Raw genomic sequence first — 25083 nt, 5'->3', positions numbered from 1 at the left:
TTCATCCAACAGAAATACAAGTATAAAACAAAATAGAACCAAAGGACTTATGAAAAAATACATTCTTTTTATAGTATTCCCACTTATTAGTATTAGTCTGAAAGCACAAGGGAATGCCCAAGAACAAATTAATCACACCCTCGACGCCTGGCACAAAGCTGCCGCCGAAGCCAATTATAAAAATTATTTTGATGCGATGACAGACGATGCTGTTTTCATCGGAACTGATGCTACTGAAAACTGGAACAAAACGGCTTTTCAGGCTTTTGCCAAACCTTATTTTGACAAAGGCAAAGCTTGGAATTTCACTTCATTAGAAAGACACATTTACTTTAGCACCGACAAAAAAACGGCTTGGTTCGATGAATTATTAGACACTCAAATGAAAATCTGTCGTGGCTCCGGAGTCTTAGAACTTAGCAACGGAATCTGGAAAATAAAACACTATGTGCTCTCCATGACCATCCCAAATGACAAGACAAATGAAGTGGTAAAAATCAAAGCTCCCATTGAAGAAGTGCTTATCACCGATTTGAAAAATAAAAAAAAGTAATTCTTTTTAACTTCCTGAAAACCATACACTTTATTTCTTCGTAATTGAGGATAAGAACCCCAATTTCTAATAGTATGGACATTAACAAAAAAATTAACGGGTTATTTGGAACCATCCTAGTTTTAGTGATGTTTTCATTAGTTATCCTAGTTTTCTACATGGCCTTTTCAGCTCCGATGTAAAAACGACTCAACTTTTCATTCCTTAACAAGTAATTATCCCCCGAAGAATACTTGATGTTTGGTTAGTTTTGTTTAGAAAGAAAAGCACTACTGTGATAAACCGTAGTGCTTTTCGATTTATATACTTCACTTCCACAAAAGAGCCGCCCAAAATATTTTTTTAGCTTTTATAAAACCAACCAAATACTTTCCTCGTAAATCACTTCATAAACAAAAACACAAAACATCATGAGTATTAATAAGAAAGTAAAAATAGCACTACTGAGCATCTTGGGATTTGTCCTGCTCCTATTCATCATATTGGTTTACCATATTGCAACTGCCAAACCCATAGAAAATGCCACCATTCAGGTAAGCCGAATTGATTTTGACAAACCTTTTGACTCGTTGAGCACCATTGACATCAAACAAAAATTGCACACCATTGCCGGTGTAAAAGACGAAATTATCGTAAAAAGAAACGTAGTTGTTTATTTCCATGACAACCGCATAGCCGACTCCAAAAAAGTATACAATGAATTAATGGCCAAAGGAAACTACAAGGCCGAACGCTTTATTTTACCTGCGAACTTAGCCAACAAACAAGTTTGTCCGGTGATGAAAAAGGACGGCATCAGCTACAAGTTCACCAAGTTTATTCAAGGAATTTTTAATTAATCTATTAAATATATTGTTATGACAAAGTTTTCAAAATTCGCACTCTGTGCACTAGTAATCGGAGCATCAGTCTTCACTTCTTGCAGCAAAGATGACTCAACAGCCGCAACACCTTCCATCTACCAAAGATTAGGAGGTACAACTATGGTTTCAGATCCGGACAATCCCGGACAAATGATTGAACAAGGCCGTTTAAGTTACCGCAAAGTGGTAAACACCACTATTGGTTTAATTGTAGCCGATATTCAATCTAACGCTTCTGGAAATTTAAGTGCTCACTTCGCCCCACTTTTGGCTGAAACTGGAGCTACACAAACTACAAATCTGGCTGAATTATCAGATAATCTAACCGACTTTTTCTCCTTCAATACCGGAGGGACCAATGCCGTAAATACCTATTCAGGACTTTCTATGGCCGATGCGCACAATCCAGCTGTCAACTCAAGAATGGGTGTAAAAGCTAATGCCGCTAACTACACTAAATTTGAAGGGTATGTTGGTGCCGCAGCCGTGCAAAATGGCGTTGCCGCGAATACCCAACTTTATACTGATATCGTAGCTGTTTTAGAATCCTTAAGACCTACTATAGTTCAACAATAAAGGTTTTGTTTTGTTTAAGATGAAAAGGCTGCCTTGGTTCTCAGGACAGCCTTTTTTATTGGTATTTATTTCAGATTTTCGAGCATTTCAACGGTCATTGAAGCTAAGTCAAATTTGTGCTTCCAGTTCCAATCGTGTTGCGCAGCACTATCATCAATAGAAGCCGGCCAACTATCCGCAATCTTCTGACGGAAATCAGGTTTATACGAAATGGTGAAATCGGGAATGTGCTTTTTGATTTCGGCCGCAATTTCTTTTGGTGTAAAACTCACTCCGGCTAAATTATACGAAGAACGAATTTTAATATTCTCGCTCGGAGCCTGCATGATTTCTACCGTAGCAGTAATCGCATCGTCCATATACATCATTGGCAAAGCAGTTTCTTCCGAAAGGAAACACTCATACTTTCCGTCTTTCAGAGCTTTGTGGTAAATATCCACCGCATAATCCGTTGTACCTCCGCCCGGTTCCGTGGACCAGCTGATTAAACCCGGATACCGAATGCTTCGCACATCCACACCATAAATATTATGATAGTATTCACACCATCTTTCCCCGGTTTGTTTACTGATGCCGTAAACAGTGGTAGGCTCCATAATGGTGAATTGCGGGGTGTTACTTCTTGGCGTTGTAGGACCAAAAACCGCTATGCTCGAGGGCCAGAATATCTTTTTTATTTTTTTGGCTTTCGCCAAATTCAACACGTGAAAAAGAGAATTCATGTTCAAATCCCACGCAAACGCCGGATTCTTTTCTGCCGTTGCCGAAAGTAAAGCGGCCATCAGATAAATATCGGTGATTTGGTATTGCTCTACCAAATGTTCAATTTGGTTAAAATCTAAAGCGTTTACCACTTCAAATATGCCTTCATTGACAATATCAATATTCAGTTTCCGAATATCGGAAGCAATAACATTATCAACGCCGTAAATGCTTCTCAGTTTTTTGGTCAGCTCCGTTCCAATTTGTCCGCAGGCACCAATAATTAGGATTTTTGTGTTCATGTAGTTAGTTTGTTTGTCGTACAAAGATACGTTTTTCAAAAAGTGCTGACTGTTAAATACCAGTAGCTTTTTAACAAATTTATCATCTCATTAACGGTCTCATAAAGAAGTTTCCGTTTACCTTTGTACCTTTGTTTCTTTAATTTTCAGCCATGAGAAATACCTTTTCCGCACTTTTTTTATTTTTAGTCTTCCTGACTTCCTGTCAAGAAGACCCAAAACTTCGTGCCTTGGAGCAAGAAAAAGCAGCGCAAAAAAGAGAGGTTATCTTCAACAACATCAATAAAGGCTGGAACTTTAAGGCACAACCCATCAACTCAACATCGCGATCGCTAACCAGTAATTGGGCAGAATGGCGGGTTTTTTTGAATGAATTGGCACAAAAACCCAAAAGCACTATTGGCGCTTTCCAACAAAAAGCCAAAACTCTTTCCAAAAGAGCCGATGATTTAAACAAAAACATCCCGATTATCTATGATTTGCCCGAAACAAAAAGTCGAATTCAAGTGATTGCCACCAAAATAAATTCGATAAACCTGTACATTCATCTCAATCAAATTCCGGATCAAAAAATAGTGCAGTTGGTACAAGAAATCAATACTGAATTGGTATCCTTCCAGCAACAATTAGACGAAATTGTGGTCAAAAAGCAAATCAAAATAGAAGACGGTGAAAATGATATGCTGAGAATGTTAGACACCACGCGCGCCATTCCAACCAACCCAAATACGAAAATCATAAAATAAATTTTGAGTCAAAACTCTTTATACAACAGTTATCTGCATTCGGCGAAAGTCAAACAAATTGCGGATGCGCTGGAAAATCCTTTGAGCAAAACACAACTGAAAGGACTTTCGGGCTCTTCGTTGTCATTTGTATTTCAGGCCATTTTTAAAAAGAGTGACAAACCGTTTTTGTTAATTCTCAACGAAAAAGAAGAAGCGGCATACATTCTCAATGATTTGGAACAAATGATTGGCGCCAATGACGTACTGTTTTATCCGAGTTCCTATCGTCGTCCGTACCAAATTGAAGAAACCGACAATGCCAATGTATTGTTGCGTTCCGAAGTGTTAAACCGAATTAATTCCCGTAAAAAACCGGCGGTTATTGTTACTTATCCTGAAGCTCTTTTTGAAAAAGTAGTAACGCGAAAAGAGCTCGACAAAAACACCTTAAAGGTTGCGGTTGGCGATAATGTTTCTATTGATTTTATCAATGAAGTCTTATTTGAATACGAATTCAAACGGGTCGATTTTATAACCGAACCGGGAGAGTTTTCCGTCCGTGGCGGAATCTTGGATGTCTTTTCGTTTTCCAATGACAATCCGTATCGTATTGAGTTTTTTGGCAATGAAGTCGACAGCATCCGAACGTTTGACGTAGAAACCCAACTTTCGGTAGAAAAGCAAAGTAAGATTACCATTATCCCTAATCTGGAGAATAAATTCATCAAGGAAAACCGCGAAAGTTTCCTCGACTACATCAGCGACAAAACCGTTTTATGTATTGAAAACACTGAGTTTTTAACTTCGCAACTGGATAAACTTTTCGCGAAAGCGATAGAAACTTTTGATAAATTATCGAAAGACGTCAAACACGCCGCACCCCAACATTTGTTCTTAAACCAAGAAGGCTTTTTGCGCAAAGCGTTAGATTTTTCCATCATCGAATTATCGAACAAACCGCTGTTCAAAACGACTAAGACTTTCGAATACCACATACAACCTCAGCCTTCGTTTAACAAGCAATTTGATTTGCTGCTGAACAATTTGAGCGATAATCATTTTAACGGCTATACCAATTATTTGTATTGTGCCAATGAAGGTCAGGCCAATCGTTTTCACGACATTTTTGAAAGTTTAGACGAAGAAAATCACGAGAATATCCGGAAACAATATCATACGATTGTAGCTTCATTATACCAAGGTTTCATTGACGAAGAAAACCAAATTGCCTGCTATACGGATCATCAGATTTTTGAGCGGTATCACAAATTCAGCATCAAAAACGGTTATTCCAAAAAGCAAACACTCACTTTAAAAGAACTGAATTCCTTATCCGTTGGCGATTATGTAACACATATTGACCACGGAATCGGGAAGTTTGGTGGCTTGCAAAAAATTCAGGTCGAAGGCAAAACACAGGAAGCCATTAAACTGGTTTATGCCGATAATGACATCGTGTATGTAAGCATTCATTCGCTCCATAAAATCTCTAAATACAACGGTAAAGACGGCACGCCGCCGAAGATTTACAAACTCGGTTCTAATGCTTGGAAAGTTTTAAAACAAAAGACCAAGGCACGTGTCAAACACATTGCCTTCAACTTAATTCAATTATACGCCAAGCGGAGATTGGAAAAAGGCTTCCAATTTGCGCCGGATAGTTATTTGCAAAAAGAATTAGAAAGTTCGTTTATCTACGAAGATACGCCCGACCAAATTACCGCCACGCAAGATGTCAAAGCCGATATGGAAAAAGACCGTCCGATGGACCGATTAGTCTGTGGTGATGTAGGTTTTGGGAAAACAGAAGTCGCCATACGTGCGGCTTTCAAAGCGGTAGACAATAGCAAACAAGTCGCGATCTTAGTGCCGACAACCATTTTGGCTTACCAACATTATAGAACCTTTACCGAACGATTAAAAGAAATGCCGGTAAAAGTGGGTTATTTAAACCGTTTCCGAACTGCCAAACAAAAAGCGCAAACCTTGGAAGAATTGGCTTCCGGGAAATTGGACATTATCATTGGCACGCACCAATTGGTCAACAAAAATGTACAATTCAAGGATTTAGGTTTGTTGATTGTGGACGAAGAACAAAAATTCGGTGTCAACGTAAAAGACAAATTGAAAACTATAGCAGCGAATGTCGATACACTGACTTTAACAGCCACGCCAATTCCGAGAACATTACAGTTTTCATTGATGGCGGCCCGCGATTTATCAGTCATTACCACACCGCCACCAAACCGATATCCCATCGAATCACAAGTAGTTGGGTTTAATGAAGAGTTGATTCGCGATGCGATTTCGTATGAAATTCAAAGAAACGGTCAAGTGTTTTTCATCAATAATAGAATTGAAAACATCAAGGAAATTGCTGGCATGATTCAACGATTGGTTCCTGATGCACGCGTTGGCATTGGTCACGGCCAAATGGAAGGCACAAAGCTGGAGGAATTGATGCTCGGATTTATGAATGGTGATTTTGATGTTTTGGTGGCCACCACCATTATCGAAAGTGGATTGGATGTCCCGAATGCGAACACCATTTTCATCAATAATGCTAATAATTTTGGGTTGTCTGATTTGCATCAAATGCGTGGTCGCGTTGGTCGTAGCAATAAAAAAGCTTTCTGTTATTTCATCTGTCCACCCTATTCTGCCATGACCGATGATGCCCGAAAACGCATTCAGGCTTTGGAGCAATTCAGCGAACTGGGAAGCGGATTTAACATTGCCATGAAGGATTTAGAAATTCGAGGAGCGGGAGATTTGTTGGGCGGAGAACAAAGTGGTTTTATCAACGAAATTGGTTTTGAAACCTACCAGAAAATTATGAACGAAGCCATTGAAGAGTTGAAAGAAAACGAATTCAAAGACTTGTATCAGGAAGAAAACGAAGATGAAAACAAAGAATACGTCAAAGATTTACAGATTGACACCGATTTCGAATTACTGTTTCCGGATGAATACATCAACAATATTTCGGAGCGTTTGAATTTGTATAATGAATTGGGCACCATAAAAGACGAAGCCGGTTTAATTGCCTACGAAACCAAACTGATTGACCGTTTTGGTGTGTTACCCAAAGAAGCTAAAGCCTTACTCAACAGCATTCGCATCAAATGGATTGCAACACAAATGGGCATCGAAAGAATCGTGATGAAACAAGGCAAACTGATTGGTTATTTTGTTTCTGACCAGCAATCGGCTTATTACAATTCGAAGCAATTCCGACACATGTTGCAATTTGTACAACAACATGGCAACCTTTGTAAAATGAAAGAGAAAGAAACCAAAAATGGTTTGCGGTTATTGCTCACTTTCGAAAATGTAAAATCAATTTCGAGAGCATTAGAATATATGGAATTGATGAAACAATAACTAAAAAAGCCACTCAAAACGAGTGGCTTTTTTATATCAAATACATATGAAATTACATTTTCAAAACCTTAAAATTGGCTTGTTGATTATTGAATTTTAATTTGAAGAAATACGTTCCGGCTGCAAACTGAGAAATGTCAACATTGGTACTTAGTTCATTCAGTTTTTGACTAAACAGTAATTGTCCTTCGACATTGTAAACTGTAATTTCGGTAATGGCATCTTTAGAATTGATGAATACTTTTCCATTGGTTGGATTGGGATAATAGCTGAAATCAAGGTAATCATTACTCACTTCCCCCAATGTACCCGTACAAGAAATTGTAGCATTCCATCCCGTATCATTTTCTAATTGATCTGAAACAAATTTAAACGTTAAAGCACCACTCGTCGCTGTTGAGGTATAGGAAGGAGGCAAAGAATAGCCGGTAAGACCCCCGTTTGTCAAGTCGGTAAAATACTCATCGGAACCATTGTAGATGTATAAGAAGTCATACGTATCTTCCAATCGGAAACTTGAGAAAGTCACTTTTATTTTTAATCCGGTACCTGTTGGCATCATGGTTCTTACCCATGATTCCATATTCGTATAATTAGCCGTTGTCCCTCCTGTATCCGTAAAAGCAAAACTGCAAAGATTAGTATTGGTTGTAGCAAATATTTTATCTCTGCTTGCTGCCACTGCTGCACCGGTACACATTGGTCTTACCCGAACTATATAATAAGTGTTTGGGCTTAATCCTGAAACAGAATAGCTATTCGTATTCACTGTATTCCATACAATTGTTGAAGAAGAAAAAGGAGTAACAGACACTTCCCAGGAAGTGGAAGAACCATTATCATTCCATGTAACAGAAACTGAGTTGTTGTTTAGACTGGTTATGGTGAGGTCAACAACCAAATTGATACACGTATTTACGCAATCTGTGCTCAAACAGGTTGAACTGTTCACGGCATTTAAAATTGCTGCCGTAGGTTGTGGCCCGAAACCATTGTTAAAACTAATTCCCACTCCTGAAACTAAATGGCAATAACTCATAATCGTTCCTTTTTCTGCTGCTGAAGGTATTGGCCCCTGAGCACAAGTTCCTTCATGATAACCTGCTTGTTGTCCACAGCCATCAATAGCCGTATTGTTTCCATTCCAGTAGCAGCCATGTGTGTGTGGCGACCCTAAAAGGTGACCCAATTCGTGCGTAATTACCTGAATTGTCCACGAATAGGTCGGCACACTAAGGTAATTGAAAAACACATCCGAATAACTGTAATTTTCTTGAGAACAAAGACCATCTATGGAAACCGCAACACCTCCAAGTCCACCCGGATCTATTCCAACCAATTGGCCAAGATCACCGTCAAAAACAGGGGTTTGAGTGTTAAATGCCTGCAAATAATCTGAAGAAGAAGTCCCAACTCCTTCGTAAGGATCCTGATCTGTCCAGATGTAAATGGATTTCAACGCTACCGAAATTCCATCATTATTGTCTAATGTTTGTACATTATTAAAAACCGATGTCATCCAATTGGTTGTATCTGTTGTATCGCCATTGTTGGCAAGAAACAAATTATTATCTACTTCAAAATAAATGGTCACACATCTGTTGCTAAGAGTACTTTTATTGGTGTTTTCCTTTGCCTTTACCGGAGGAATATAGCCTTCTTTGACATGACAGTCGAACTGGTTCAACACTTTCATTTTGGCATCAGAATACACAATATAGTCGGTTTGATTTTTGGGTTTTTCTAATTTGCCTACCACCACATTTCCTAACTCAGAACTTGACAGTACCCCATTAAATTCACCATTGAAAAAGTTAAAGGCTGATACCGAATTTGTTTCGCCTTTTATGATTCCGCGATAGTAAACTCCTTTTTGATAGGGAATGTATTTGCCTTTGTCTGTATCCACGTGAAAACCTTCAGCAAAGGGATTTACTTTGTACAAAAGCACCGGAATGATTTGGTTTTGATAAGGAATTTCTAATTCAATGTACTCATATTGATTGGCAACAACTTCATTGATTTTGGCAACATTTAACGTAGCCAATGTAGCATCTTTAACCACTTTATCCACATCAGCATTGATGGCATTTTGAGTTGGGGAAAGAACCGAAATGGTTTTAAAATTTGCTTTTAATCGCTGCAATTCTGATACTTTTTCAGCCACTTTATTTTGTGCCATAAGACCAACGCAATTCAAAAAAGCAGCTAATAGTAGATATTTTTTCATATAGGTTTTTTTATTTTTTTGTAAAGTTATTGAAATTCAGAAGAAAATTGATTTTCAGGACATTTTTAAGATTATTTTATTTAAAAATGATAAAAAGCATCTTCAATGTGTTCTATTTTATAGTTGTTTTCTTCTTTATGTATGGCTATGATGTCAAATCGAACCGTGACATCCAAATCATTAGAAATCACATATTCATTTACGGCCTTAACCAACAGTTGGATTTTCTTTGGCTTGACAAAATCTTGTGGCAAACCATAATCAATAGACGAACGGGTCTTTACTTCCACAATCGCCAAAACATTTTCTTTTTGAGCAATGATATCAATTTCTGCTTTTTGAAAAGTCCAATTAGTTGCTAAGATGGTATACCCGTTTTGCTGCAAAAAACCCGCAGCCAGCTCTTCTCCATATTTACCAAGTTCGTTGTGTTCTGCCATTTATTCAAAAACTACTTTGCTTTGTTCGGCAGTGACTTCCATCGAAATTTGCCTTCCGAAAATCAAACTGCGATTGTCTCGGATGTGTCCTGCAGGGAAGTTATAAATGATGGGAATATTTAATCCTTTTACAGCATCTTCAATAATTTCTAAAGCATTTCTTCCCCATGGAATATCATTGTCTTTCATTTCGGTCATGGCGCCTACTATAATTCCTTTCAAGCCGCCCAGACAACCATTGCGCTTTAAGTTCATCATCATCCGGTCTACATGATACAGGTATTCGTCTAAATCTTCTATAAACAAAATTTTATCGGTGCAGTCAATCGCTGATTCCGAGCCTAGCAAGCTGTATAAAATCGATAGGTTTCCGCCAACCAACTCACCTTTGGCTTTGCCCAAATGATTCAAGGCATCACACTCTAATTTATAGTCCAATTTATCACCGAACAAAGCCGCACATAAGGAATTTTTAGCTTCATCCGTTGCTCTTGCAATGGCCACCGGCATCGTTCCGTGAATGGATTCTATGCCCATTCGGTTCAAATGACTGTGCAAAACCGTCACATCGCTAAAGCCGATAATCCATTTGGGATTTTGTTTGAATTTGGTAAAATCCAATTTGTCAATGATTTTAACCGTTCCATAACCGCCGCGAACGCACCAAATGGCTTTGATATTCGGATTGTCCATTTGCTCCTGAAAATCAGCTGCGCGTTGGTCATCGGTTCCGGCCAATTGGTAATAATCTAAACCTATCGTCTTTCCAAGTTTTACATTCAAACCCCAGCCTTCCAATAAATCAATGGTGGGTTTTAAGTTGTCTTCTATGTTTTTTCGCGCTGTGGAAACAATGGCAATCGTGTCGCCCTTTTGTAAGTATGGAGGTGTTATCATCTTTTTTTGAGAATAAGAAGCAATGGATACTAGAGAAACTAAAATAAAAATCGTTCGCATTAAGCAATAGGATTGGTAAAATTGGCAGAATCAAAAGTAAACAAATCCCAAAATTAATTCGTAAAATCGTGGCTAAAAAGTTATTTTTGCTGTCTATTCAATACAGTATGTTAGAAAATCCAAAAAGATATACCATCACGGCGGCGTTACCTTACACCAATGGTCCGATTCACATTGGGCATTTGGCCGGAGTTTATGTGCCATCCGATATATATGCCCGTTATTTAAGATTGCAGGGAAAAGATGTAGCCTTCATTTGCGGAAGCGATGAACACGGTGTGGCCATTTCGATGAAAGCCAAAAAAGAAGGCATTACACCACAGCAGGTTATAGACAAATACGACGGAATCATTCGCCAGTCGTTTTTAGATTTCGGAATTTCATTCGATAATTATTCCAGAACTTCTGCCCAAATTCATCACGATACGGCATCCGAATTTTTTAAAAAATTATACGACAAAGGCGATTTCATTGAAGAAGTCACCGAACAATTATACGATGCCAAAGCCGAGCAATTTCTGGCCGACCGTTTCGTAACCGGAACTTGCCCGAAATGCGAAAACCCGGAAGCTTATGGCGACCAGTGTGAGCGCTGCGGTTCTACGTTGAATGCAACCGATTTAATCAATCCGAAATCAACGATAACCGGAGAAACTCCGATTTTAAAATCCACCAAACACTGGTTTTTACCTTTGGACCGATATCAGGATTTTTTAACCCAATGGATTTTAGTAGACCACGCCAAAGACTGGAAAGCAAATGTACTAGGCCAAGTAAAGTCATGGTTAGACGATGGTTTAAAACCTCGTGCCGTGACGCGTGACTTGGATTGGGGCATTGATGTTCCCGTAGCAGGCGCTGAAGGAAAGAAACTTTATGTATGGTTCGATGCGCCGATTGGTTACATTTCGTCTACCAAAGAATGGGCAGCTCGCGAAGGAAAAAATTGGGAACCGTATTGGAAAGATGCCGATACCAAATTGGTACACTTCATCGGGAAAGACAATATCGTTTTTCATTGCATCATTTTTCCGGCCATGCTGAAAGCCGAAGGCAGTTTTATTTTACCGGATAATGTTCCGGCAAACGAGTTTTTGAATTTGGAAGGCAACAAACTATCCACTTCCAAAAACTGGGCAGTTTGGCTGCACGAATACTTACAAGACTTCCCGGGCAAACAGGATGCTTTGCGATATGCTTTAACAGCCAATGCTCCGGAAACCAAAGACAATGACTTTACCTGGAAAGATTTTCAGGCAAGAAATAATAATGAATTGGCTGCCGTTTTTGGTAATTTCATCAATAGAGTTGTGGTGTTAACCAATAAATATTACAACGGTATTGTGCCTTCACCAAATGAGTTTTCAGAAGTAGACGAGCAAACTTTAGCTGAATTAAAAGCCTATCCGGCGGTGATTTCAAGTTCCATTGAGCGTTATCGTTTCCGGGAAGCGCAAGTCGAATTGATGAATGTAGCCCGACTTGGAAATAAATACTTAGCTGACGAAGAACCTTGGAAAATGGTCAAAACAGATCCGGCTCGAGTGCAAACACAAATGTATATTGCGCTGCAAATTGCAGCTGCTTTGAGTGTTCTGGCTGAACCATTTTTACCATTTACGGCTAAGAAATTGTCGACCATTTTAAAAGTGGATACTTTAGGTTGGAATGCTGTTACAGCCACTTCCGATTTGCTTCCTGCCGGTCATCAAATTGGCGAAGCTGAAATCTTATTTGCCCAAATTGAAGATGTCGAAATCCAAAAACAAATAGACAAATTAGAAGCCACCAAAAAAGCCAATGTTATGGAAAACCAAGTGACCGAACCGCAAAAACCAACTTCAACCTTTGAAGATTTTTCGAAATTAGATTTGCGTGTCGGAACGATTTTGGAAGCTGAAAAAATGCCAAAAGCGAATAAACTTTTAGTATTAAAAGTTGATACGGGAATTGATGTCAGAACAATAGTTTCCGGAATTGCCGAACATTTTTCTCCGGAAGAAGTGGTTGGCAAACGCGTAACCGTTCTAGTCAATTTAGCGCCAAGAGCTTTGCGTGGTGTGGATAGCCAAGGCATGATTTTGATGACCAACAACGCCGAAGGCAAATTGGTTTTCGTTAATCCGGATGCGGATGGTGTGAATAATGGAGCTTTGATTAGTTAAACTATAATTTATGAATCTAAAAGTAATAGCTTTCGATGCTGACGACACCTTGTTTGTCAACGAACCGTATTTTCAGGAAACGGAACAAAAATTCTGTGAATTGATGTCGGCATATTTGTCGCATCATTCGCTTTCGCAAGAGTTATTCAAAACCGAAATCGATAATTTAGATTTGTATGGTTATGGCATCAAAGGCTATATCCTTTCTATGATTGAAGCGGCCATGAAAATTTCGAACAACACTATTTCCATCGAAATCATTGAAAAAATCATCGAATACGGAAAAGAATTGCTGCAAAAACCGATTGAATTATTGGATGGTGTGGAAGAAACCCTCGAAGCTTTAAAAGGAAAATATAAACTGATTGTTGCCACCAAAGGCGATTTGAAAGACCAACAAAGTAAACTACACCGTTCGGGATTAGGACATTATTTTCACCACATTGAAGTCATGGCCGACAAACAGGAACTGAATTACCAAAAACTGCTGACTCGTTTGGAAATAAAACCGGAAGAGTTTTTTATGATTGGCAATTCTTTAAAGTCGGATGTGTTGCCGGTTTTGGGCATTGGTGGTTATGCGGTTCATATTCCGTTTCACACGACTTGGGAACACGAAAAAATAAGTCATAAAGTAGAGCATCCCAATTTCAGAACGCTTGAAAAAATATCAGATGTGTTAGACATTTTACTATAATTGTGAAGCAAAAATTACCTCTCGACACTTGGAACAGAAAAGAGCATTTCCAGTTTTTTAAACAAATGGAAGAGCCTTTTTTTGGCATCACTATTTCAATAGACTGTACCAAAGCCTATGCAAAAGCGAAAGAGCTAAACGTTTCTTTTTTTACTTATTATTTACATAAAACCTTGTTGGCTGTAAATACTATCGAGCCTTTTCGTTATCGAATCATTGACGATGAAGTTTATATCTTTGACACTATTGACGCTTCGGCAACGATTTTACGCGAGGATAAAACGTTTGGTTTTTCACTGATGGAATATGCCGAAAGCTTAACCGATTTTGCAGAAATCACTAAAAAAGAAATTGCCCGCATTCAAGTCACACCCGGACTTATAACACGTGATTTTGCTATCAACCTGATTCATTTTTCAGCTTTGCCCTGGATAAATTTCACTTCTTATTCACATGCCCGAAGTTTCACTTTTCCGGATAGTTGCCCTAAAATTTCGTTTGGTAAAATGATGGAAGAAAATGGCAAAAAAACCATGGCTATGGCTGTTCATGTTCATCACGCTTTGCTAGACGGATACCATATAGGGGAGTTTGTTGCACTGTTTCAGGAACTGATGAATGCTTAATCAAAGACCGTCCAATTCGAACCGTCACTTACCACCATCAGAGTTCTATAATGGTTATCATACATATAGATAGTTCCTACTCCTCCACTTGTTAAAGGCTTGAAGAAAAAATTCCCGGCAGCAGTAGTAAGTTTTGCCGTATTAGTATTGTTGATATTTCTCAAATAATAAACCCTCCCCGGATAAGTTATGGGACTGGGCAATTGAAACTCCTGATCTGTAGCTTGAGGATTTAAGGAAAGGTAAACGCCATCACTAATCAAAGTAGTTGAGCCGCTTCCATTTAGTGTCAAAACCTTAACTGAAAGATTGCCGTTAATATCTAAAGTGCTTAATGGGTTAGTGGTATTAATCCCAACTTGCGAAAATCCAACCGTTGACACCAATAAAAACAACACCAAAATCCCTATGGGATTCAGCATTTTAACTCTATTTTGAATGTTATTGACAGTTAACATAAAATAAATGTAACCAAATAATCGAATAATGATTACACCATTATTTTTAAATTATTACCGAAAACGTTTTCGTGTTGACAACTTTATTTTTTTTACGTTAATTTTTTACGAAATTGAAAATAAAAAAGCGGCAAAATTTTCACTTTACCGCTTTATCCTTTCAGAAGTTGTCTTTTTAAAGCGCATTCAAGATGGCCATAATATCCTCTCCATACTTCTCCGTTCTTGCCTTTCCGAATCCCGTTACTTTTTCTAACTCTTCAATGCTTCGGGGATTGGTTTTGGCCACGGCCATCAAATGCGAATTGTGACAAACTCTGAAAGCAGACCACTCTAATTTTTCAGCCAAATCATTTCTCCAAAGGCGTAAAGCATTATAAATATTACGCTCTGCTTGGGACAACTCTTCTTCTGAAAGCTTGGTGGTTGTATTTCCTTTTTTAGCCTCCTTTGGCAAATAGAAAACTGCTGCTGACCAAAAATCGGTAGTGCCGGTAGTCACGAAATTGGTCGATGTTAATCTCACCTCAACCGAATCCAGAAAGTGATTCATTTTGTCTTGATCAGCTTGACAAAACTCTTTGGCTAAACGGATATTAAAAACCTTAATATTCATGCTTCAGCTTTAGGAGTTATTTCCCTAACAACAAGATGTCATTAGCGACTACTTCAGTGACATACCGTTTGGTACCGTCTTTATCATCATAGCTTCGGTGAGTCAGTTTCCCTTCTATGCAAATTTCCTTGCCTTTGGTTACATACTTCTCGATGATGTCGGCAACTTTGCCCCAGGCACTTACCCGGTGCCATTCCGTTTGTTCGACTTTATCCCCTTTGTCGTTGATGTAATAGTCATTGGTAGCAATGGTGATGTTGGCTACTTTTTTTCCTCCGTCGAAGATTTTCACTTCCGGTTCCTGTCCTACGTGACCGATTAACTGTACTTTGTTTCTCATGGCGTTCATGGCGTTTACAATTTAAATGTTAGTGTTAAAAATTATTTTCTGTGTTGTTTGTTGTTTCCAATCAACGAGGCAAAGTTGTGGCAAACGGCAAAAATTAGTCGGTAGTTATTCATTTACTTTCGGTTGTAACTACTTGTAACCGTTTGTAAACGGAAATATTTTCTTATATTTGATGGAAGAAAAAGCATACAAACACAAAAGACAACTCCTAACCAGCCCTGATGGAAGCGGCACCGAAGTAGAGCGGACAGCAGGAAAACGGAACGCTGATAAAGCCCGAGCCATTCGCTCCTAAAAATAAAAATATGACCAAAGTTTGTTTAGAATGTGGTGAAAAAATTGTGGGTCGCGAGGACAAAAAGTTCTGCAGCGACGGTTGTCGCAATGCGTATAACAACAAAATCAATAAGGACAGCACCAATTATATGCGGAACATCAACAACAAGTTGCGCAAAAATTACCGTATTTTGGTGGAACTAAATCCGGAAGGAAAAGCGAAAACGACCAAATCGAAACTATTGAGTAAAGGGTTCGATTTTGATTTTTTTACCAATGTTTTGAATACCGGCAACGGAAACACTTATTATTTTGTGTATGACCAAGGCTATCGTTTTTTAGAAAACGATTTTTATATGCTGGTCAGAAAAGAACACTAATTTTATCCTGATGAGAAAAAACTATACTGCTATATATTCGCTGTTGGTGCTTGTGGCACTGGTGTTTGGTATTTTTTATTGTATGATGCCGCAGAGTTATGACAAAACCGAAGCACCGCTTTCGGAATTTTCAACCCAAAGAGCATTAGAAACCGTAAAAGCGATGTCAGCCCAACCTCATTTTGTCGGTTCTAAAAACCACGAAGCGGTGGCACAATACCTTCAAAAAGAATTACAAAATCTTGGCTTAGAAACCTCACTTCAGGAAGGTTTTACGATGACCGAAAAAGGCACTTTGGTAAAGTCAAAAAACATTTTGGCCCGCATCAAAGGTTCTGCAAATACCAAGGCATTGCTGTTGCTTTCGCATTATGACAGTGCGCCGCATTCGTTTTCCAAAGGCGCCAGCGATGATACTTCGGGAGTGGCGACAATATTGGAAAGTGTTCGGGCATTTTTGCACACTAAAACACAACATAAAAACGACATCATCATTCTTTTTACAGATGCGGAAGAACTAGGTTTGAACGGCGCAGCGTTATTTGTAACACAACATCAATGGGCGAAGGAAGTGGGATTGGTATTAAACTTCGAATCGCGTGGTTCTTCGGGGCCGAGTTATATGCTGATGGAAACCAATCAGGGCAATACCAAAATGGTAGAAGCGTTCAAAGCCGGAAAAGCCAAGTACCCGGTTTCGAATTCGCTGATGTACAGCATTTATAAAATGTTACCGAATGATACCGATTTAACTGTTTTCAGAGAAGCAGGAAAAATTCAAGGCTTTAATTTTGCGTTTATTGACAATCATTTTAATTATCATTCCGCACAAGATACTTATCAAAATTTAGACAAAAAAACACTAGCTCATCAAGGCACTTACTTGTTTCCGTTGCTGAATTATTTTTCAAATGCTGATTTGACGGATTTAAATTCGACTGACGATCAAGTCTATTTCAACATTCCGTTTGGTTTTGTGAGTTATCCTTTTGCCTGGGTTTTGCCAATGGTATTGGTCGCCTTTGGTTTGTTTTTATTGTTTGTTTTCATCGGTTTGGGCAAAAGAGCCATGCGGATTGATGAAGTTTTGAAAGGCTTTGTACCGTTATTGGGTTCGTTAGTAACCGCCGGTTTAGTAACTTATGTAGGTTGGAAATTGCTGTTGAATTTCTATCCGCAATACACTGATATCCTCCAAGGATTTACTTATAACGGGCACTATTATATTTATGCTTTTATAAGTTTGACACTGGCGGTTTGCTTTTTGTTTTACCAAAATAGCGGCAAAAGAAATCCCGAAATGAGCCAGATGGTTGCACCATTATTTGTTTGGTTGCTGCTTAATCTCGGCATTGCCTTAAAATTACAAGGCGCCGGATTTATGATTATTCCGGTGATGGCGAGTTCGTTGATGCTTGGCTTTTTTGTGCTGACGCAAAAATCGGGCTGGGTCTTAAATGTGCTGCTGGCCATTCCGACATTGATACTAATTGTTCCGTTTATAACCATGTTTCCGGTAGGTTTGGGATTGAAAATTTTGTTTGGAAGTTCCATATTGACTGTATTGGCGTTTACCTTATTATTGCCGATTTTCGGTTCGTTTTCCCAAAAGGGAATTTGGGCGGGGCTTTGTTTTTTAATTTCGCTTGGCTTTTTTATTAAAGCGCATCAATCTTCAAGTTATACCCCTGAAAAAGCGAAGCCTAACAGTTTGGTTTATATCTTAAATGGCGATACCAATAAAGCCAATTGGGCCACGTATGATGTGAATTTAGATGAATGGACAAAAGCGTATCTGGGCGATAAACCACTAGCGGCCACTTCATTAAATACGTATAAATTATACAGCAAATACGGTTCAGAATTTACTTTTATGGCCGATGCTCCGGTGAAAATCATTGCCAAACCAACCATTGAATTTTTACGCGACACTGTCAAAGGAAACCAACATTTGTATCGCATCAAAATCACACCAAACCGCCATGTAAACCGATATGATATTTTTGTCAAAAATGACACACAACTCCATAATTTAAAAGCCAACGGGGCTCATGCGGTTGACCTTAAAACCAATATTATCAATCTAAAAAGCAACAAACTTTTGAGTTATTATGTGGTGGATAATCTTCCATTGGAATTGGAATTTTCTATCAACACCAAAGACAAATTAGAATTGGAGTTGCTGGAAAGTTCGTTTGATTTGATGACTAACCCACAGTTCAGTGTTGCCAAAAGAAAAGCCTGGATGATTCCAACGCCGTTTGTATTAAACGATGCGGTTGTCATTAAAGAAAAAATAAAAGCTTCTCCAAAAGTTATCGAAGAAAAACCGCTTTTCAGAAGGGTTTCAAACAGTAGAGATAGTATAACTGCAACTGTTGACACTATTCACCGATGAGACAAATTAGCATTTTAGGTTGCGGTTGGCTGGGTTTGCCTTTGGCAAAATCACTACTGGAAAAAGGGTTTTCGGTGAAAGGCTCTACCACTTCTTCTGAGAAAATATCAATATTAGAAAATGCCGGAATTGAAGCTTTTTTATTGGAACTTTCAGCAACAGACATCAAAGGAGCCATCCATTCCTTTCTCGAAAATTCCGAAATCCTGATTATTGATATTCCACCCAAATTAAGAGGAATTAGCGCTGAAAATTTTGTGGCCAAAATCCAAATGCTTATTCCGTTTGTTGAAAAATCTACCGTTGAAAAAGTGATTTTTATCAGCTCAACTGCTGTGTATTCTGATGATAATTCGACAATCACCGAAGCTACAAAACCACAACCGGATACCGAAAGCGGCAAGCAATTATTAGAAGTCGAAACGCTTTTGCAAAACCATAAAAATTTCCAAACTACCATTGTCCGCTTTGGCGGATTGATTGGTGAAAACCGACATCCCATCAAATTCTTAGCGGGAAGGCGACAACTGGAAAACCCGGAAGGTCCCATCAATTTAATTCATCAAATGGATTGCATTGGCATTTTGGAAAGCATCATCGCCCAAGAGTGTTGGGACGAAGTTTTCAATGCCGTGACTCCTTTCCATCCGACCAGAAAAGAGTATTACACTCAAAAAGCAATCGAATTAAAGTTACCTTTGCCCGAGTTTGAGGAAAGCAAAACCTCTTTTGGAAAAACCATTGAAAGCACTAAAATCGAAACAGTTTTAGCGTATTCATTTAAAAACAAAACCTTATGAGCACTAATGATATGATAGGAACAGTAGGCGTTGGCCTGATTCTGATTGCCTATTTTTTAAACATCTTTTCATTGATAAAAAAGGACGGAATCCTATTTTACGTTCTGAATATTTTTGGTGGCGGGATTGCCTGTTTTTCATCCTATCTTATTAAGTTTTGGCCATTTGTGGTTCTCGAAGGAACCTGGGCACTAATTAGTTTAGTGGCTTTAGTAAAAAGCATAAAAAAACCTCAAGCATAACTTGAGGTTTTTTATTTAGTATCTGAAACTTACCAAATTTTAACTTGTTTTTCCGGAGCCACATACATTCCGTCTCCCGGTTTGATATCAAAGGCTTGTTGGAACGTTTGTAAGTTTAACAAAGGCACATAAGCACGGTATTGTGCCGGTGAATGCGGATCTGTTTTTACTTGATTTTTCAAGGCTTCATCACGAATCTTTCCTCTCCAAATGGTAGCCCAAGAAATGAACAAACGTTGTTCTGGAGTATAACCGTCAATTAATCCCGGTCTTCCGTTTTCTTTTAAATACAATTGCAAACCATCATAAGCAGCGTTGATTCCGCCTAAGTCCCCAATGTTTTCTCCTAAAGTAAATTTACCATCCACATGAGTCCCCGGTAGTGGTTCTAAAGCAGAATACTGATCGGCTAAGGAAGTACCCAGGGCCGTGAATTTAGTTAAATCATCAGCTGTCCACCAATCAATAAGGTTACCGTCAGCATTGTAACTGGCTCCTTGATCGTCAAATCCGTGTGAGATTTCGTGACCGATAACAGCACCGATTCCACCATAATTTACAGCTTCATCCGCTTTATAATCGTAAAATGGTGGTTGCAAAATAGCAGCCGGGAATACGATTTCGTTATAAGACGGATTGTAATACGCATTAACGGTTTGTGGTGACATGCCCCATTCGGTTTTATCTACCGGTTTCCCTAATTTATCTAAATCCTTTTTCCATTGCCATTTCGATACATTTCTGATGTTGTCAAAATAACTCCCTCCTTCTTCCGGACTTTTTACAACTAAAGCGGAATAATCTTCCCACTTGTCAGGATATCCAATTTTGATGGTTAGTTTGTTTAATTTTTCAATCGCTTTCAGTTTAGTTTCCGGCGACATCCAAGTTAAATTATTGATTCTGATTTCATAAGCACGAATAACGTTCTTAATCATTTTGGCTGCTTTTTCTTTGGCTTCCGCAGGGAACATCTTCTCTACATATAACTTTCCTAAAGCTTCACCAACTGTTCCGTTTACTACTTGCAATGCTTTTTCATGACGCGGTCTTTGTTTTAAGGCACCTGTTAAAGTTTTACCATAAAACTCCCAGTTCGCTGTTTCAATGTTGGTTGACAATTGATTGGCCGAACCTCTCAATAACATCCAACGCATGTAGGCTTTCCAGTCTTCTACTTTGTTTTCTGTGAAAATAGTTTGCAAAGCCGCCATATATCTTGGCTGCGAAACAATGATAGTGTCAATTTTTGTAAAGCCAACTCCTTTTAAATAAGTATTCCAATCCACTATTGGCATCATTTTTTGCAAATCGCTGATAGCTGTTGGGTTGTATTGTTTTTTGCTGTCACGACGCTCTACTCTGTCTAATCTTGGTTTTGACATTAGAATTTCTAAAGCCAAAATTTTATCAGCATCTGCTTTAGCCTGTTCTGGTTTTTCCCCAAGAAACTGTAGCATTTTAGCAACGTGAAGTACATATTTCTCGCGTTTTTCTTTTGAATCTTTGTCGTCAGAAACATAATAATCTCTATCCGGCAAACCTAATCCGCCCGGTCCAAGACTCACCACATTTCGGTTGCTGTCTTTTTCGTCAGCACCCACACCAACGCCAAAGAAACCAACGCCACCACCATCTGCTTCCGTTTCCATCATTAATTTTTGCAAATCTTTGATGTTTTTAACAGCATTAATTTTAGTCAAATACGGTTTCAACGGAGCAATCCCCTGTTTGTTTCTGGCCACGGTATCCATAGCCGATTTGTACATGCTGATGGCTTTCCCTTGATCAGTATCCGATTTGTATTTTGGATTTTTGGCAGCCTCTTTCAAAATGGCCAATGCATCTTTATCGGTGTTTTGACGTAGTTCATCAAAACTCCCCCAACGGGTTTTATCTGCAGGAATGGCGGTGTTTTTCAACCATGTTCCGTTCACAAATTGGAAAAAATTGTCCTTTGGACTTACCGTTTTATCCATCAAATCCGTGTTAATTCCCGGGGCTTTTTGCTGCGCATTTCCTTGCAAAACTCCTGTAAAAACCACTGCGGTCAACAAGGTTTTTGAGATTGTATTTATTTTCATAAATAGTTTAGTTTTTTGTTAATTGATACAAATTTATAGTTTCTGTGGAAAGAAACATTTTTTTAACTAAAGTATATGTCTTAATTGCTTTGGAAATGTTACAAACTAGGAGTTGCTTTTGTACTTTTGCAAAAAAAAGAATGCTGCAGCTTATCAAGAAATATAGAATTTTCATCGGAACTTTTATAATTTTTTCGATTATAACCATCTCCTTGTTTTACCATGTTTTGAAACCCGGAAAAACATTGCCTATCTACAATCCGGCTGATGTCAACCCTGAATTGGTGGACAGCACCGTGCAATATGTTAGCAAATACCACACGATTGGCAACTTCTCTTTCATCAATCAAAACGGAAAAACGATTACCCAAAAAGACTACGAAGGCAAGATTTATGTGGCCGATTTTTTCTTCACCACTTGTGGTTCTATTTGTCCGAAAATGACTTCCAACATGGTTGATATTCAGAAAGCTTTTTTACACAATCCGAAAGTTATGTTGCTTTCCCACACAGTAACACCCGAAATTGATAGCGTTCCCGTTTTAAAAAAATATGCTTTGGCCAAAGGCGTTGTCGATTCAAAATGGAACTTGGTAACTGGTGACAAAAAAGACATTTATACTTTGGCTCGAAAATCTTATTTAGCCGTAAAACTTGGAAAACCATCCGAGCTATTTGATATGGTTCATACCGAAAACTTTGTTTTGGTAGATTCCCATAAACGCGTTCGCGGTTTTTATGACGGCACCAAAAAAGAAGAAATCAAGCGACTAATCGACGATATCAATTGGCTTTGCGAAAACGATAAAAATTAGTTAAACTGATAATTGTCATTCTATATTCCTTTTTTATCGCTACTTTTGTAATCTTAATTCAATCTAAATAAGCATTGAAAACCACCGTTGATTTATTACAAATTGGAGACAAAGCCACGATCACTTATGTTGATTTGGATAAAATTCCGCTAAAGCTTTTAGAAATGGGATGTTTGCCAGATAATGATTTGGAGATTATCCAAATTGCTCCGCTGGGCGATCCTATTTATTTGAATGTAAACAACGGCTCTCATTTGGCAATCCGAAAAGAAACAGCTCGTGAGATTGAAGTGGAACTCCATGAGAAATAATCAAAAATGAGCATTCAAAACATCACTGTTGCTTTAATTGGAAACCCCAATACCGGGAAAACTTCGGTGTTCAATCAACTTACCGGATTGAATCAGCAAGTGGGGAATTATCCGGGCATAACGGTTGAAAAAAAACTGGGTTTCTCCAAACTCCCCAACAATATTAAAGCCAACATCCTTGATTTACCGGGAACTTACAGCTTAAACGCCAGCTCCATTGATGAAAATGTGGTTATCGAATTATTGCTCAATAAAAACGACAAACTCTATCCTGATGTTGCTGTAGTCGTAACCGATGTGGAGAATTTGAAACGAAATTTACTGCTTTTCACCCAAATCAAAGACTTAGAGATTCCAACCATATTGGTTATCAACATGTCTGACCGAATGAAACCTAAAGGAATTTCATTAGACATTCCATATCTCGAAGAACAATTGAAAACCAAAATCGTTTTAGTCAGCACCCGAAAAGGTATCGGTATTGACGATTTAAAAAATCAAATTGTAGAGTATAAATCGCTGTCAACAGAGCCTTGCCTGAATGCTTCAAGCATTGATGTAGATTATTTTGACAAACTTCGAAAAGCATTTCCCAATCAGTTGTTGTACAAACTTTGGTTGGTGATTACACAGGATGTTAATTTTTTGAATCTGGAACGAAATGAAATTCGGAGTTCCTTCACCAAATCGCATTCCGACTTAAAACGCCTGCAACAAAAAGAAACTATCAAACGCTATCAGTTTATCAATGATACTCTGAAAGTGGGGCAGGAAATTGACACTGCCAATGCTTCCGATTTGCGTTCTAAATTGGATAAAGTCCTTACTCACAAAATATTTGGTTACGCTATTTTCTTTGGAATTCTGCTGCTTATTTTTCAATCTATTTTTGATTGGTCGAGTGTACCGATGGCCTATATTGACAGTACTTTCGCTAATTTGGCTAATTATGCCAAAACCCATCTTCCCGGCGGTGAATTCACCGATTTAATCAGCGAAGGCATCATTCCGGGCATTGGTGGCATCGTGATTTTCATTCCGCAAATTGCGTTCCTATTCCTCTTTATTTCGGTGCTCGAAGAAAGCGGTTATATGAGTCGCGTGGTGTTTTTGATGGATAAAATCATGCGCCGTTATGGGCTTTCCGGAAAAAGTGTGGTGCCTCTGATTTCAGGAACGGCCTGTGCCATTCCGGCGATTATGAGTGCCCGAAATATCGAAAACTGGAAAGAGCGTTTGATTACTATGTTGGTGACGCCTTTCATTACTTGTTCCGCTCGTTTACCGGTTTACGCTATCATCATCGCCTTAATAATTCCGGACAAAAGACTGTTAGGTTTTTTTAGTCTACAAGGAGCAACGCTGATGATTTTATATCTTTTAGGGTTTGGAATGGCGATTTTTTCGGCCTTTATTTTGAATAAAATTTTAAAGCTGAAAACCAAATCGTACTTCGTGGTAGAAATGCCCAATTATAAGTTGCCGCTTTTCAAAAATGTGGCCATCAATGTGATTGAAAAAACAAAATCCTTTGTTTTTGGTGCCGGAAAAATAATATTGGCGATATCCATTATCCTTTGGTTTTTGGGCTCCCACGGCCCTAAAAAATATTTTGACAAAGCCGAAACCGTAGTGGCGGAAAAAGTAAAAACCGAAAACCGCGCGGAAGACAAAAACTATATTGAGGACGAAATCAGTTCCTACAAGCTCGAACATTCGTATATAGGTATTATTGGAAAATCTATTGAACCGGTTATAAAACCTTTGGGTTATGATTGGAAAATTGGCATTGCAGTGGTGAGTTCGTTTGCGGCCCGTGAAGTTTTTGTGGGAACGCTGGCCACTATTTATAGTGTCGGAAGTCATAATAATGAAGAGAAAACCATCAAAAACAGGATGGAAGAAGAGGTTTATGAAGATACCGGCGGAAAAGTTTTCAATTTTGCTACCGGCGTTTCCTTATTGCTTTTTTATGCTTTCGCGATGCAATGTGCCAGCACTCTGGCTATTGTAAAAAAAGAAACCAATTCCTGGAAATGGCCTTTGATTCAATTGATTTTCATGAGTGGTTTTGCTTATGTAACGGCGCTGATTGCGTATCAATTTTTGAAATAACGGCGCTTTTTCGAAA

24 protein-coding genes are annotated in these 25083 nt (G+C 38.6%); 16 read left to right on the top strand and 8 right to left on the bottom strand.

The features are described 5' to 3' along the window. The first annotated feature begins 49 nt into the window (after positions 1-49). From V7D82_RS01110 to V7D82_RS01100, 3 genes are all read left to right on the top strand, one after another. A complete protein-coding gene (locus V7D82_RS01110; RefSeq protein ID WP_333599125.1) occupies positions 50-553 on the top strand; it encodes a nuclear transport factor 2 family protein in 504 nt (167 codons plus the stop codon). A 410-nt stretch (positions 554-963) separates the two neighbouring features. After that, positions 964-1392 carry a hypothetical protein gene (locus V7D82_RS01105; RefSeq protein WP_333599124.1) on the top strand — a complete coding sequence of 143 codons (429 nt, stop codon included), beginning with the start codon at positions 964-966 and terminating at the stop codon, positions 1390-1392. A gap of 18 nt (positions 1393-1410) precedes the next feature. Beyond that, positions 1411-1992, top strand: a complete 582-nt coding sequence (locus V7D82_RS01100; RefSeq protein WP_333599123.1) for a hypothetical protein — start codon at positions 1411-1413, stop codon at positions 1990-1992. A gap of 65 nt (positions 1993-2057) precedes the next feature. Here the strand turns inward: V7D82_RS01100 and V7D82_RS01095 are convergent, their stop codons facing one another. After that, positions 2058-2996 (bottom strand): L-threonine 3-dehydrogenase, encoded by a 939-nt coding sequence (locus V7D82_RS01095; protein ID WP_333599122.1) that lies wholly within the window; start codon positions 2994-2996, stop codon positions 2058-2060. A gap of 152 nt (positions 2997-3148) precedes the next feature. Between V7D82_RS01095 and V7D82_RS01090 the strand changes: the two genes are divergently transcribed. After that, complete coding sequence (locus V7D82_RS01090; RefSeq protein ID WP_333599121.1) at positions 3149-3742, top strand: hypothetical protein; 594 nt, start codon at positions 3149-3151, stop codon at positions 3740-3742. Between the two features lie 3 nt (positions 3743-3745). Beyond that, the gene (mfd, locus tag V7D82_RS01085) at positions 3746-7108 is read left to right on the top strand and encodes a transcription-repair coupling factor (protein ID WP_333599120.1); all 3363 of its coding nucleotides are present in this window, start codon (positions 3746-3748) and stop codon (positions 7106-7108) included. A gap of 52 nt (positions 7109-7160) precedes the next feature. Here mfd and V7D82_RS01080 read toward each other — a convergent pair whose 3' ends face one another. The 3 genes from V7D82_RS01080 to V7D82_RS01070 form a co-directional block, all read right to left on the bottom strand. Then, complete coding sequence (locus V7D82_RS01080) at positions 7161-9338, bottom strand: M12 family metallo-peptidase (RefSeq protein ID WP_333599119.1); 2178 nt, start codon at positions 9336-9338, stop codon at positions 7161-7163. A gap of 80 nt (positions 9339-9418) precedes the next feature. Continuing rightward, the gene (locus V7D82_RS01075) at positions 9419-9778 is read right to left on the bottom strand and encodes a YraN family protein (RefSeq protein ID WP_333599118.1); all 360 of its coding nucleotides are present in this window, start codon (positions 9776-9778) and stop codon (positions 9419-9421) included. Next, positions 9779-10735, bottom strand: a complete 957-nt coding sequence (locus tag V7D82_RS01070; RefSeq protein WP_333599117.1) for a S66 peptidase family protein — start codon at positions 10733-10735, stop codon at positions 9779-9781. It abuts the gene before it with no gap. A gap of 107 nt (positions 10736-10842) precedes the next feature. Here V7D82_RS01070 and metG point away from each other — a divergent pair, with 107 nt between their 5' ends. The 3 genes from metG to V7D82_RS01055 are packed head-to-tail and all read left to right on the top strand — an operon-like array spanning position 10843 to position 14223. Continuing rightward, positions 10843-12900: a methionine--tRNA ligase gene (gene metG / locus V7D82_RS01065; protein ID WP_333599186.1), complete on the top strand. Its 2058-nt coding sequence runs from the start codon at positions 10843-10845 to the stop codon at positions 12898-12900. Between the two features lie 10 nt (positions 12901-12910). Then, positions 12911-13597: an HAD family hydrolase gene (locus V7D82_RS01060; RefSeq protein WP_333599116.1), complete on the top strand. Its 687-nt coding sequence runs from the start codon at positions 12911-12913 to the stop codon at positions 13595-13597. Between the two features lie 2 nt (positions 13598-13599). Beyond that, positions 13600-14223, top strand: a complete 624-nt coding sequence (locus V7D82_RS01055) for a chloramphenicol acetyltransferase (protein WP_333599115.1) — start codon at positions 13600-13602, stop codon at positions 14221-14223. On the opposite strand, the gene V7D82_RS01050 is transcribed toward V7D82_RS01055, so the two are convergent. The 3 genes from V7D82_RS01050 to V7D82_RS01040 form a co-directional block, all read right to left on the bottom strand. Continuing rightward, positions 14220-14645 carry a hypothetical protein gene (locus V7D82_RS01050; RefSeq protein ID WP_333599114.1) on the bottom strand — a complete coding sequence of 142 codons (426 nt, stop codon included), beginning with the start codon at positions 14643-14645 and terminating at the stop codon, positions 14220-14222. The two genes, V7D82_RS01055 and V7D82_RS01050, sit on opposite strands and share 4 nt — an antisense overlap. 211 nt (positions 14646-14856) lie before the next feature. After that, positions 14857-15297, bottom strand: coding sequence for an HRDC domain-containing protein (locus V7D82_RS01045; RefSeq protein WP_333599113.1), 441 nt, complete (start codon positions 15295-15297; stop codon positions 14857-14859). A 16-nt stretch (positions 15298-15313) separates the two neighbouring features. Continuing rightward, the gene (locus V7D82_RS01040) at positions 15314-15646 is read right to left on the bottom strand and encodes a single-stranded DNA-binding protein (protein WP_333599112.1); all 333 of its coding nucleotides are present in this window, start codon (positions 15644-15646) and stop codon (positions 15314-15316) included. A 172-nt stretch (positions 15647-15818) separates the two neighbouring features. Here V7D82_RS01040 and V7D82_RS01035 point away from each other — a divergent pair, with 172 nt between their 5' ends. From V7D82_RS01035 to V7D82_RS01015, 5 genes are read left to right on the top strand one after another with little or no spacing between them, the layout of a single operon-like run. Next, positions 15819-15941, top strand: coding sequence for a hypothetical protein (locus tag V7D82_RS01035; protein WP_333599111.1), 123 nt, complete (start codon positions 15819-15821; stop codon positions 15939-15941). A 10-nt stretch (positions 15942-15951) separates the two neighbouring features. After that, positions 15952-16302 (top strand): hypothetical protein, encoded by a 351-nt coding sequence (locus V7D82_RS01030; protein WP_333599110.1) that lies wholly within the window; start codon positions 15952-15954, stop codon positions 16300-16302. A gap of 10 nt (positions 16303-16312) precedes the next feature. Then, complete coding sequence (locus V7D82_RS01025; protein ID WP_333599109.1) at positions 16313-18700, top strand: M20/M25/M40 family metallo-hydrolase; 2388 nt, start codon at positions 16313-16315, stop codon at positions 18698-18700. After that, positions 18697-19500: an SDR family oxidoreductase gene (locus V7D82_RS01020; protein ID WP_333599108.1), complete on the top strand. Its 804-nt coding sequence runs from the start codon at positions 18697-18699 to the stop codon at positions 19498-19500. Before V7D82_RS01025 ends, V7D82_RS01020 begins: the two co-directional genes overlap by 4 nt. Next, complete coding sequence (locus V7D82_RS01015) at positions 19497-19742, top strand: CBU_0592 family membrane protein (protein WP_333599107.1); 246 nt, start codon at positions 19497-19499, stop codon at positions 19740-19742. Before V7D82_RS01020 ends, V7D82_RS01015 begins: the two co-directional genes overlap by 4 nt. A gap of 29 nt (positions 19743-19771) precedes the next feature. Here the strand turns inward: V7D82_RS01015 and V7D82_RS01010 are convergent, their stop codons facing one another. Beyond that, positions 19772-21826, bottom strand: a complete 2055-nt coding sequence (locus V7D82_RS01010) for a M13 family metallopeptidase (RefSeq protein ID WP_333599106.1) — start codon at positions 21824-21826, stop codon at positions 19772-19774. A gap of 140 nt (positions 21827-21966) precedes the next feature. Here V7D82_RS01010 and V7D82_RS01005 point away from each other — a divergent pair, with 140 nt between their 5' ends. The 3 genes from V7D82_RS01005 to feoB all read left to right on the top strand — a co-directional run bounded on the left by V7D82_RS01005 (position 21967) and on the right by feoB (position 25067). Next, complete coding sequence (locus V7D82_RS01005) at positions 21967-22641, top strand: SCO family protein (protein ID WP_333599105.1); 675 nt, start codon at positions 21967-21969, stop codon at positions 22639-22641. A 74-nt stretch (positions 22642-22715) separates the two neighbouring features. Then, on the top strand, positions 22716-22952 hold the full coding sequence (locus tag V7D82_RS01000) for a FeoA family protein (protein WP_333599104.1): 237 nt from the start codon (positions 22716-22718) through the stop codon (positions 22950-22952). A 6-nt stretch (positions 22953-22958) separates the two neighbouring features. Next, a complete protein-coding gene (gene feoB / locus V7D82_RS00995; RefSeq protein ID WP_333599103.1) occupies positions 22959-25067 on the top strand; it encodes a ferrous iron transport protein B in 2109 nt (702 codons plus the stop codon). The last annotated feature ends 16 nt before the right edge of the window (positions 25068-25083 follow it).

The organism is Flavobacterium sp. (genome assembly GCF_036741995.1).
Lineage (GTDB): Bacteria > Bacteroidota > Bacteroidia > Flavobacteriales > Flavobacteriaceae > Flavobacterium.
Note: the sequence above shows the minus strand (reverse complement) of the source record. Positions and strands in the feature narration are given on the sequence as shown.